Source organism: Promicromonospora soli, from assembly GCF_014653785.1.
GTDB classification, from domain to species: domain Bacteria; phylum Actinomycetota; class Actinomycetes; order Actinomycetales; family Cellulomonadaceae; genus Promicromonospora; species Promicromonospora soli.
Genome location: NZ_BNAS01000003.1, coordinates 373,158 through 384,779, shown reverse-complemented (window position 1 = coordinate 384,779; position 11,622 = coordinate 373,158). Strand labels below are relative to the sequence as shown.

At 68.7% G+C, this 11,622-nt stretch carries 6 protein-coding genes; 5 read left to right on the top strand and 1 reads right to left on the bottom strand.

The annotated features are described in order from the left end of the window. Positions 1 to 15 precede the first annotated feature (15 nt). Positions 16 to 4,293, bottom strand: coding sequence for a putative Ig domain-containing protein (locus IE250_RS11775; protein ID WP_189669469.1), 4,278 nt, complete (start codon positions 4,291 to 4,293; stop codon positions 16 to 18). Positions 4,294 to 4,464: 171 nt separating this feature from the next. Here IE250_RS11775 and IE250_RS11770 point away from each other — a divergent pair, with 171 nt between their 5' ends. The 5 genes from IE250_RS11770 to IE250_RS11750 all read left to right on the top strand — a co-directional run bounded on the left by IE250_RS11770 (position 4,465) and on the right by IE250_RS11750 (position 11,577). Beyond that, the gene (locus tag IE250_RS11770) at positions 4,465 to 6,807 is read left to right on the top strand and encodes a glycosyl hydrolase family 95 catalytic domain-containing protein (RefSeq protein WP_189669468.1); all 2,343 of its coding nucleotides are present in this window, start codon (positions 4,465 to 4,467) and stop codon (positions 6,805 to 6,807) included. Between the two features lie 3 nt (positions 6,808 to 6,810). Further along, a complete protein-coding gene (locus IE250_RS11765; RefSeq protein ID WP_189669467.1) occupies positions 6,811 to 7,803 on the top strand; it encodes a LacI family DNA-binding transcriptional regulator in 993 nt (330 codons plus the stop codon). 187 nt (positions 7,804 to 7,990) lie between these two features. Continuing rightward, positions 7,991 to 8,902: an ABC transporter permease gene (locus IE250_RS11760; RefSeq protein WP_229872374.1), complete on the top strand. Its 912-nt coding sequence runs from the start codon at positions 7,991 to 7,993 to the stop codon at positions 8,900 to 8,902. A 14-nt stretch (positions 8,903 to 8,916) separates the two neighbouring features. Further along, positions 8,917 to 9,873: a carbohydrate ABC transporter permease gene (locus IE250_RS11755; protein WP_189669465.1), complete on the top strand. Its 957-nt coding sequence runs from the start codon at positions 8,917 to 8,919 to the stop codon at positions 9,871 to 9,873. 63 nt (positions 9,874 to 9,936) lie between these two features. Next, positions 9,937 to 11,577, top strand: a complete 1,641-nt coding sequence (locus IE250_RS11750; RefSeq protein ID WP_189669464.1) for a type 2 periplasmic-binding domain-containing protein — start codon at positions 9,937 to 9,939, stop codon at positions 11,575 to 11,577. Positions 11,578 to 11,622 lie beyond the last annotated feature (45 nt).

Here is an 11,622-nt window from a genome sequence, read left to right as displayed (position 1 = left end):
CTCGGCGTCGAGCAGCTAGGCCCTTCTCAGGCCGGCGATCGCGTCGGCGAGATCTCCGGCGGCAGCGTCCACCTCCTCCTGGGTGGCGCCCTTGTCATCGGCGACGGCTAGGGCGGCGTCACGCGCGGCCGTCAAGGCGGCCCAGGACTCCGGGGTCCAGTCGGCCTCGGTCAGCCCTGCGGCGTCGTCCAGATATACGGCGAGGCCGGACTTGTCGATGACCTCCACGATGAACTGGAGCTCGGCCACGTTGCAGAAGCCGTTGCCGCCGCTGAGGCGCAGGCCCCCGTAGTGGACGGGTTCGGTCAGGTTGACCGTGTTCCAGCCACGGACCGGGGTCCCCGTGCTCGCGAACTGCGTCCAGGTGGCGCCGTCGTCGTTGGAGCCCTGGATGCCGATGCCGGTCGCCCGCGCATACGCTCTGTCCCGCGGGAAGTACTTGATGCCGACCACCTTGAACGCGGTCCCGTCGGTCGGGAGCACCGTGTTCGTGCACGACGTCGTGGTCGTGTCGGTGTACGTGCCGGTGTTCCCGTCGAACATGCGCCAGCCGTTCGCCGCCGCGCTCGTCGCGCCGTCGGCGGTCGCGGTGCTCGCGGTGACCCAGGACTGCTCGAACGTCGCGGGCGCCTCGGTCTCCAGGGTGTCCAGGAGGTCCCAGGCGTCGACGAGACGCTGTGCGAGCGCCTGCTCGTCGGCGTCCGGTTCGGCGAGCGCCTCGCGGACCGCGGCGACCTCGCGCGGGAACAGGAGCCTGGACCCCTGGGTGTAGGTGCTCAGGTCCACGGCGTCGGCGCGCTCGAGGAGCGGGTCGATGTCGTACACGGGCTCACCGAAGAGGCGGAGCTCGGCGATATGGATCAGCATGCCGTTCCTGACCCGGAGGTAGCGGTAGGCCTCGTCTCCGGAGGACTCGAGGTTCTGCCACGCGAGGGTCTTGCGCGTCGGGTCGGTCAGGGTCGTCCAGTTCTCGAGGTCGTTCGAGCCTTCGAAGACCAGGTTGTCCATCTGCCGCATGCCCTCGTCGTGCTGGCGCGCCAGGTAGTCGAGGCGGTCGACGGCGATCTGCGTGCCCTCGCCGAAGTCCCAGACCAGGTCGGCCTGGCCGGCGACGGTGGCGATGTTGCTGAAGGTCGAGGCCTTCCCGTCGAACATGGTCGCCGACTGGGTGGCCTTGTCCGGGTCGGGTGAACCGTCAGCCTTGATCACCTGGGCCTCGGAGAGGTCGACGAGGTTGCTCTCGTCCGAGGCGTACAGCTGTTTGCCGTCGGTCGTGCCGAGCACAGTGGCCGCCGTCGTGCCGTCCGCGGTGGTGTGGTCGACGGTGATCGGGACCATCCCGCCGCCGGTCACGTCGGCGAGCTCGGTCGTGGCCGCCCAGGTGGTGCCCTGGTCCGGGCTGGTGACCTCGGCTTCCTGGCCGCCGATGGTCACCGCGACGTCCGAGACCGGGGTCGGGCTGAGCAGGTTGACGGTGACGGTGTCACCGTTGGTGACCCTGCCGTCCACGGCGTCCGCGGAGGCCATCGTGACATCGGTGATCGTCCCGGGGACCTCGCTGCGCTCGCCGAAGATGTGGAATTCGGCGAACGACCAGATGCCCGGGTAGGCAGGGTCGATCGGCGGCGCAGGCTCGTCCAACTGGACCTTCAGGTAACGGAACTCCTTGCCGCGGTGCTCTTCGACGACCGGGATGGTCTCCATCTCATTGGTGTCCGACGTCATCCGCTCGGTGAGCAGGACCCAGGTGACGCCGTCGTTCGAGCCGTACACATTGGTCCCCGCCGAACGCATCCCGAAGGTGAAGCGCGCCTGGACACCGAACTCCTCGGGCGAAACCCGGTACCGGGTCCCGAAGTCGAGGGTGAAGTACCCCGCTCGCAGATCGCCGACGCTGGAGTCTGCGTCATCGGTGAGCGCGTCGACCGCACCGTCGTTGATCACCGTGGGGGTGACGACGCCGTTGCCGTAGTCGAGCGATCCGTCCCCCAAGGTGGGGTTGAGCAGCTCGAGCTCGTCGATCCCGACGAGCAGCGCCTCGAACGCGGTCCGGAACTCCTCGTCCGTGCCGCTCTCGGAGGCATCCCGGGCCGCCCTGAGCATGGTCTCGTACGGTGCGTGCGTCTCGGTCGTGTAGACCGCGTCCGCATCGACACCGTCGGCGACGGCCCTGTCGATCATCTTGGGACGGTTCTTCTCCACGATCAGCTCGAACGTCCGCGCGGCGATCGACTCGCCGTCGTCGGCGACGATCTGCACCTCGTGGCTGCCCCGGTCGCCGTCCGCGGGATTCCAGCTGACCTTGCCGGTGCCCGCGTCGAGCGTGGCGCCCTCGGGGAGGCCGGCGGCTTCGTAGGCGACCGATCCGCCCGCGTCGGCGGCGGACAGATCGAACTGGGACTCTGCTCCCGCCCATAGGTAGTAGGCGTCCGTGGTCTGCTCGAACTTCGGCGAGGTGAGGGACTTGTCCGCCTGGAGCCTGACGGAGTCGAGGTCGACGGTGGTGCCCTCAGCGCCGATGAGGCGGTAGAAGCCGGTGTAGGACCCGCCTTCCGGGTAGGTCACGTATCGCCACTCGCCGCCGGTGTCCGGAACCTCCACCGTTGCCATGGCCGTGGCCTCGTCCTCGTAGGGGTTGAGCCCCGAGGCCTCCTCCTTGTCGAGCACTTCCAGGGTGGCCCGGCCGTCGCTGCGCAGCAGCAGCCCGTTGACGCCGTTGTGGTCGTGCATGAGGCGGCTGATGACGCTGGTCGTGCCCTCCTCGGTGACGTGGGCGCGCGCGAACGTGGCGTCGCCCTCGGTCACGATCTCGGTCCGGTCGTCGAGCTGGAGGCTCCAGCGGTCGAAGCCCAGGTCCGGATCGGCCGGCTGCGCGACCGGCGCCGTCCCGGCGAGCTCCTCGGGGAAGGCGACCCAGTACTCGGGGTTCTTGTCCCCCTGGCCCCAGAAGTTCGACGCGCCGGTGCCGTTGTAGTACAGCGGCCCGTCGCGGCGCGAGTGGAGCTTAGCCAGCCAGGGCGCTTCGGCCTCGACGTCGACGCCCCGCTCGTACTTGTACTGGTAGTACAGCTCCGAGAGCGGGTCGAACAGGCGACCGCGGTAGGCCTGGGAGATGGTGCCGTTCCAGCCCTCGCCGCGCTCCTCGACCCAGGGCGTGAAGGCGCCTTGCATGAAGCCGTACATGGTGTTCGCGCCGTCGAGCAGACGCTTGTCCAGGAAGTCGTAGGAGCTCACCGCGTCCTCGGCGGTCGAGACCGTCCCGGCGGCCGGATCGACCTTGGTGTCCTGCACGTGGAGCATGCGGGCCAGGGCGGTGAAGTTGTCGATGTTGGCCTCGCCGTGGGCCTGGTCGCGGCCCATCTCGCGGACCTGCACGAAGTCGTGGCCGTACGGGTTGATCGGGTCGTCGGCCTCGATGAGCGGCATCAGCGGGGCCATGGCGCCGTTGTCGTACGCGGTGTCACCGGAGTTCACGGTGAACCACTCGACGCCCTTGGCGTAGCCCTCGGTGTCGTCGGCGTAGATCGCGGTCGCGACGCGCCCGATCACGCCGAAGTTGTGCTGGTTCATCCAGCGCTCGTTGGAGAACAGGAACTTCTCCACCACGGGGTTCGCGAAGTTGGTCAGCAGGCGTGCGTCGTCCTCGGCGCTCCAGACGACGTCGTAGCCGTCCTGGGTGCCGGGGGTGTCGTCGGCCAGCGGTTCGGTGGCCCGGACGATCTCGGCTGCCATGAGGAACTGGTAGAGCGGATGCCCGGTGTGGATGTGGGCGTCCGCGAAGTACTTGTAGCCGTCCGGGTTCATGCTCGCCCAGGTGCGCAGGACCTGGATCGTGTTCTTGCGGTAGACCTCGTTGCCGGTCATGACCCACATGAGGGACTGCGTGAGCGCACCGAAGGAGTCCCTGGTCTCGCGGCCGCGCAGGCCCCCGTGGTTGAAGTTGGGGTCGAGGGCCACGTCGGGCTGGGCGGCGGACTTGGAGTTGGACGCGCGGTAGGTCGTGGACGCGGCGCCGGTCGTCGTCATCGCGTCGAAGTAGGAGGTCCATGGTTCATGGCCGGTGCGGACCATCTCCTGGGCGTTGCGGAGGTGGTTGGCCGACAGGCCGACACCTGGGTGGACGAAACCGGCGTCGCTCACGGTCTCGTTGATCGACACCACATTGTCGGTGAGCAGGTCCTCGTACCCGGCGGCCGCCGCTGAGGGTGCCACTACGAGAGTGGTCGCCACGATCGCCAGTGCGGCGATCGTGGCCGGTACCCGTGATCGTTCACGTCTGCGAGCTTGCTTCATTGCAGGCTTCCTTTCGGGGACTGGGGCGCGGCTCGAGTATTGCGGGAAATCCGGGTCTCGTGCCAATTTCTTCGGGATATCGTTATCCCGCGCTCGAAGGCTAGCGGCTGCGCCGTCGTGTGACCAGTACTGCTAGCGTGAAGGTTCACGGACGGACTCGAAGGAGAGCTTGTGTCACCTGAACTTCAGCCCGATGACCAGGCGATCAGTCTGGAGCGGCCGGCCGCCGGGTTCCCCGAGGCCTTCCTGCTCGGCAACGGCTCGCTCGGCGCGACCGTCTACGGACGACCGGGGGTCGAGGAGTTCGACCTGAACCTCGACACCGTCTGGTCCGGCGGCCCGGGTCGAGGGCCGCTGAACGAGGTGCGCCCTGTGGCCCTCGCCGAGCTGCGCGCGGCGGTCGCCGCCGGAGAGCACGCGAGAGCCGACAAGCTCGCCCGAGAGCTCCAGGCCCAGGGCTGGACCGAGTCGTACCAGCCGCTCGGACGGCTGTCCTGGCGGTGGGGTTCGCACGACGAGTCCGGCCCCGACGAGTCAGGCACCTATGGGCGCCAGCTCGACCTGGCCTCGGCCACCGCCCGGGTCGCCACCGGATCGGGTTCGATGGAGACGTACGTCAGCGCCCCGGACGGCGTGATCGTCGCCGAGGCCGACGGCGCCGAGGCCCCGCCCGGTGCCGCGCTCGGCTTCGACTCCCCCCATCCCGGCGTCGACGTCACCGTGTCGACGCAGGACGGCGTCGAGTGGCTGGTAGCCGTCGGACGCGCGCCGAGCACTGCCCTGCCGAACTACGTCGCGAGCGATGACGCGCTCGCGTACGACACGACCGCGCCCGACAAACACGGCCTGGTCGACGCCGGCATGGGCTGGGCGGTCGTGGCCGCCGTCACTGGTGACCGCCGGCTCGTCGCCTCGGCGGCGAGCGGCTTCCGGGGCGTGGGCGAGCGGCCGAGCGCCAATCTGGCGGCCCTCGCCTCCGAGGCGCGGGCCCGGGTTCGCGCCGCGCTCGCGCGGGAGGCCGCCGACCTGCGACGTCGCCACCTCGAGGACTACACCGAGCTGTTCGACCGGGTCCGGCTCGACCTGTCCGCGTCGGACGACTCCCGGGCGACCGCGGCGCAGCGGTACTTCGACCTCGGCCGGTACCTGCTCATCTCCAGCAGCCGCCGCGGTACGCAGGCGGCGAACCTCCAGGGCATCTGGAACGTCGACGTCCGGCCGGGCTGGAGCTCCAACTACACGACCAACATCAACGTCGAGATGAACTACTGGGCCGCCGAGTCGACAGCCCTGCCCGAGCTGCACGAGCCGCTCTTCGACCTCGCCCGCGACCTCGCCGAGGCCGGCCGCGCCACCGCTCAGGCGGTCTACGGCGCCGGGGGCTCGACGACACACCACAACACGGACATCTGGCGGTTCACGCCGCCCGTGGACGGCGAGCCGCAGTGGTCGAACTGGCAGTTCGGCCTGGCCTGGATCGCCGCGCACGTCGGCGACCGGCTCGAGTACAGCTGGTCCGACGAGTTCGCTCGGTCCGTCGCGCTGCCGGTCACCCGCGCGGTCGTGGAGTTCGCGCTCGACCAGCTGGTCGAGGACGCCGAGGGCAAGCTCGTCGTGAGCCCGTCGACGTCCCCGGAGCATCCCTTCCTCGCAGGCGGCGAGCGCGGCACCGTGACCGCCGGGTCCACGCTCGACCAGGAGCTCGCGGCGCAAGCGCTCGACCGGTACGTCCGGCTCGCCGAGCGCCTCGACGACGTCGGCGACCTGACAGAGCGCTGCCGCGACGCCCTCGCCCGCCTCCGGCTCCCCACGGTGGACGACGCCGGCCGCCTCAGCGAGTGGGCGCAGCCGCTGCAGCCCAGCGAGCCCGATCATCGGCACCTCTCGCACCTGTACGGCGCGTACCCGGGCACTCGCATCACGGAGACGGCCACGCCCGCCGAGTACGAGGCCGTGCGACGGGCGCTGGCCTACCGCCTCGAGCACGGCAGCGGGCACACGGGCTGGAGCCAAGCGTGGGTGCTCTGCCTGGCCGCGCGGCTGCGCGACGCAGAGCGGGCCGAGCGGTCGATCGGCATCCTCGTCGACGAGCTGAGCTCGGCATCGCTGCTCGACCTGCACCCGATGGGCAGCGGTGCCATCTTCCAGATCGACGGGAACCTGGGCGGAGCTGCCGGGCTGGCCGAGCTGCTGGTGCAGAGCCACGACGGCGCCGTCTCGCTGCTACCGACGCTGCCGCCGTCGTGGCGAAGCGGTAGCGTCCGGGGTCTCCGTGCGCGCGGGGACCGGACCGTCGACGTCACCTGGGAGTCGGGCGTCCTGCGACGCGCCCGTATCCGTACCGCTGTCGACGACGAGCTCGTGATCGAATTGGCCGCCGGACCTCGGCCGTCGGTCCTCGACGACACGGGCGCAGCGATCGAACCACAGCCCGCCGGACCCGCACCGCGCGGCCGCGCGCGCTGGGCCTGGAGGTCCGTGGCGGGCCGGACCTATGAGATCGAGAAGGGTTGATCGGTGGGCAAACGTGTGACGATCCTCGACGTCGCCGCAGAGGCCGGGGTGTCCCGGCAGACGGTGACGCGAGCGATGAACGACATGGCCGACATCAGCGTGTCGACCCGGCAGCGTGTGCTCGACGCGGCCGACCGCCTCGGGTATCGCCCGAGCCGGTTCGCCCGCAACCTGGTGACCCGGAAGAAGACGAACGCGCTGGGACTCGTGGTCGCGTCGTTCCGCAACCCGTACTACACCGACATCGCCGCGGACATGCTGTCGGGGGCCGCCGAACGCGGCTGGCAGGTGCTGTTGGCGCCCGCCGTCGGCGAGCTCTCGGACATCCTGGAAAGGCTGTCCGGACAGGTCGACGTGCTGGTTGGGCACTTCGGCGGGCCCGAGGCCGACCTACGCGAGGCGTGCCGCGGCCTCCCGGTGGTGAACCTCGAGACCGTGAGCACCCTGCCTGGCCTCCACTCGGTCCATGTCGGCCTCGAGGCGGGGATCGTGGAGGCGATCGGAGCGCTGCGGGAGCGCGGGGCACGTCGGTTCGGCATGGTGGACGCGGGGTACTCGCGGGGAACACTCGGTGCCTACGAACCCACGCCTCGGCGGGGATGGTTCGAGCGCGCGGTCGGGGACCAGCTGACCGGTGTCGTCGTCGCTGACGAGGACACGATCTCCGGGGGCGGCCACGCGTTCGGGGAGCTCCTGCGCAGGCACCCGGACACCGACGCCGTCCTGATGTTCAACGACCTCATGGCCCTCGGCGCGGTGCAGAACGCGCACGCCCTCGGCATCGACGTCCCCGGCCGCGTCCGCATCGTCGGCGTCGACGGCCTCTCCCTCGGCGAGGCCGTCAACCCGCCCCTTACGACGATCTCCATCGACCGGCAAGGGCTCGCATCCAAGACGCTGGACATCGCCGAGATCCTGGCGGAGGCCGATTTCGCTTCGATCGCTCCGATTCATCGCACCGTCCGCACCGAAATGCTCTGGCGCGCCTCGGCCTGACTTAAAAATCTCGGCGTCGCCGCCTTGACACAGATGATGCCGTTTCCCTACCGTGAACCTTCACGGTGCCGTGAATGTTCACGGCACGTCGCAAAGGAGCGATGATGACGATGAAGGCGACGGCCCCATGACGGCCGTGCTCGACCGCCGGTTGGCGGCACCCCCGGGCTCACGGGAGGTCCGAACGATGAGCCGCCGGCGATCCCTGGAACGCAGCCTGCGCCGGCACTGGCAGCTCTACGTGCTGCTCATCCTCCCCGTGGCGTACCTGGTCATCTTCGAGTACATCCCCATGGCGAACAACGTGATCGCGTTCAAGGAGTACAACGTGGTCGCCGGAATCTGGGGCAGCCCCTGGGTCGGGTTGGAGAACTTCGAGCGGTTCTTCGCCAACCCGGTCGCGTGGGACCTGATCAACAACACGCTGATGCTGAGCCTGTACGGCTTCCTGGCCGGGTTCCCCATCCCGATCATCCTGGCCCTGGCCCTCAACGAGGTGCGGCTGCGTTTCTTCAAGCGGACAGTCCAGCTCGTCACCTACGCGCCCCACTTCCTCTCGACCGTCATCGTCGTGTCGATGATCATCCTGATCTTCTCGCCGCGGATCGGGTTCATGGCGGACGTCCTCGGCTTCTTCGGCATGCCGACGAACCTCCTGGCCGACCCCGACTCCTTCCGGCACGTCTACGTCTGGAGCGACGTCTGGCAGACCGCCGGGTACTCGGCGATCATCTTCATGGCCGCGCTCGCCGGCATCGACCCGAGCCTGTACGAGGCCGCCCGCCTCGACGGGGCCAACCGCCTGCAGAAGATCTGGCACATCGACCTGCCCGGGATCGCGCCGACGGTAGTGGTCGTGATGATCCTCAGCGTCGGCAGCATCATGGCGATCGGCTTCGAGAAGGCGTTTCTGCTGCAGAACCCGCTCAATCTCTCGCAGGCGGAGATCATCGCGACCTACACGTACAAGATCGGCCTGCTCAGCGCCGACTTCAGCCTCGCGACGGCGATCGGGCTGTTCAACTCCGTCATCAATCTCATCCTGCTCCTGGCCGTCAACACCGTGTCCAAGCGCGTGACCGGCAACGGGCTGTGGTGAAGGGAGCGCATGCAATGACCCTCGAGACCGCAACCCGACCGGACTTCGGAGCCGAGCCGGAGACCGAGCGCCGAAAGCCGCGCCGCCGCACCCGGATGCACGACACCGGCTTCGACCGGGTCTTCATGGCGGCCGTCTACATCCTCCTGACAACCTTCCTGCTCATCGTGCTCGTCCCGCTGATCAACATCCTGGCCAGCTCGTTCTCCAGCCCGGCGGCAGTCTCGGGCGGACGGGTGTTCCTGTGGCCGGTCGACTTCACGCTCCGCGGTTACCAGGCGGTGCTGGACAACTCCGCCATCCTCACCGGTTTCGGCAACTCGCTGTTCTACGTCGCCGCCGGGACCCTGGTCAGCCTCGCGCTGACCGTCATGATCGCCTATCCGCTCTCGCGCTCCGACCTCGTGGGGCGGCGCGTGCTGACCGGCGGCGTCCTGTTCACGATGCTGTTCAGCGGAGGACTGATCCCGACCTACATGGTCGTGCAGTCGCTCGGGATGCTCGACACCCGGTGGGCGATGATCATCCCCGGCGCGCTCGGGGCCTGGCAGGTGCTGATCGCGGCGACCTACTTCCGGTCGTCGATCCCCGGGGAGCTCTACGAGGCCGCCCAGCTCGACGGCGCCAGCGATCTGCGGTTCCTGTGGTCGGTGGTGCTGCCGCTGTCGAAGCCGCTGCTGGCGGTCATCGCGCTCATGTACGGCGTCGGGCAGTGGAACCAGTACTTCAGCGCGCTGATCTACCTCCGCGACGAGGATCTGTATCCGCTGCAGCTGGTGCTGCGAAACATCCTGGTCCTCAACAACAACGCCGGGGGCTCGGACCTCACGAACCTGCTGGAGCGCAAGCAGCTCGCCGACCTCATGAAGTACTCGCTCATCGTGGTCTCCACAGTGCCCGTGATGCTCGTCTACCCGTTCGTGGCCCGCCACTTCACCAAGGGCGTGATGATCGGCTCGGTCAAGGGCTGAATCTGTGCGGGCTCAACAATCACCCCTAAATCCCATCAGCTCGTCAACGAAAGGCAGTCAAAGATGACCAGCAGATTCGCCCGAGCGGCGGCGGCCGGAGCGGCGTTGGCCGTTTCTGCGGGCGCGCTCTCCGCCTGCTCGTCGGGGCCGGAGACCTCGCCCGACGACGTGATCACCATCTTCGCCCCCCAGGGTGCCGATGCAGACTTGGACGAGAACGCGTTCACGAAGGTGCTCGAGGAGAAGTTCGACGTCGACCTCCAGTTCGAGACGACTACCTACGATGCGGCCGCGGCCGCCGAGAAGCGGCAGGTCTCGCTCGCCAGCGGCGAGTACCCGGACGCCTACATGCTCGTCCCGTGGGTCAACCAGTTCACCAACGAGGAGCTGGTGAAGCTCGGCGGTCAGGGTGTCATCCTGCCGCTCGACGACCTGATCGGGGAGGACACCCCGAACATCACCGCCGCGTTCGAGAAGGAACCAGACTTCAAGGAGATGGCGACGTCCACGGACGGGACCATCTGGGGCCTTCCCACATGGAACGACTGCTATCACTGCTCGTACGGTGCGAAGCTGTGGATGAACTCCGCCTGGCTGGAGACCCTCGACCTCGAGCAGCCCACCACGCCCGAGGAGCTGAAGACGGTGCTGGAGGCGTTCAAGACCGAGGACCCTAACGGCAACGGAAAGGCCGACGAGATCCCCCTCACCGCGGATGTCGGCAGCTCGCCCCTCCCGTACCTGATGAACCCGTTCGTCTACACCCCGCTCGTGAACCCGCAGGGCACCACCCCGGCCTCCCTCGGGGCCGTCGACGGCGAGGTCGTCCTGCAGCCGACCCGCGAGGCATGGCGCGCGGGGATCACGTATGTCGCCTCCCTGTACAAGGACGGACTGATCGACGAGGCCACCTTCACGCAGAACGGCGAGGCGCTCAGCGCCAAGGGCAACAGTGCGGACGGGGTGGTCGTCGGATCTGCCACCGTTCTGCACCCGGGCTTCGTCAGCGCCGACAACGAGGACGGGCGCTACGAGCAGTACGACGCGGTCCCGCCGCTGACCGGACCGAACGGCTCCGACACGACCTGGGCCGGCCCCGTCAGCGCGGGCGGCGCGACCTTCGTCATCACCAACCGCGCCAGTGAGGCCAAGCAGCGCAAGCTCATGCAGATCGCGGACTTCATCGTCTCCTACGAGGGTCACCTCCAGGCCGAGTACGGTGTCGAGGGCGTCAACTGGGCCAAGCCCGAGGCGGGCGACGTGGCCCTCGACGAGAGCATCGAGCCGCTGTTCAAGACCCTCGCGCCGCCCGAGGGCGAGGGCCAGAACAACTCTTGGGGCGCGATCGCGCAGATCTACAGCAGCGCGGAGTTCCGCGGCGGACAGGTCACCGCGACCGACATCTACGACCCCGCGGGCTACGAGCGCCGCCTCTTCGAGGCGACGAAGCTCTACGAGGGCCACGAGTCCGACGAGGCGTTCCCGTACTGGGACGTCCCGGTGACCGGCGACACCGCGAAGGAGCTCGCGACGGTCCAGACCAACGTGGAGGGCTTTGTCGTCCGGGCCGGCGCGGAGTTCGTCACCGGCGCTCGTGACATCGAGAGCGACGAGGACTGGGCCGAGTTCCAGCAGAACCTCGCCGAGCTCGGCGCCGAGCGTTACGTCGAGATCTACCAGGAAGCCTGGGACGCCGCCAAGTAGTCGTACCCGATCAACGCCAGGCGGGCCGTCCACGAGTGGGCGGCC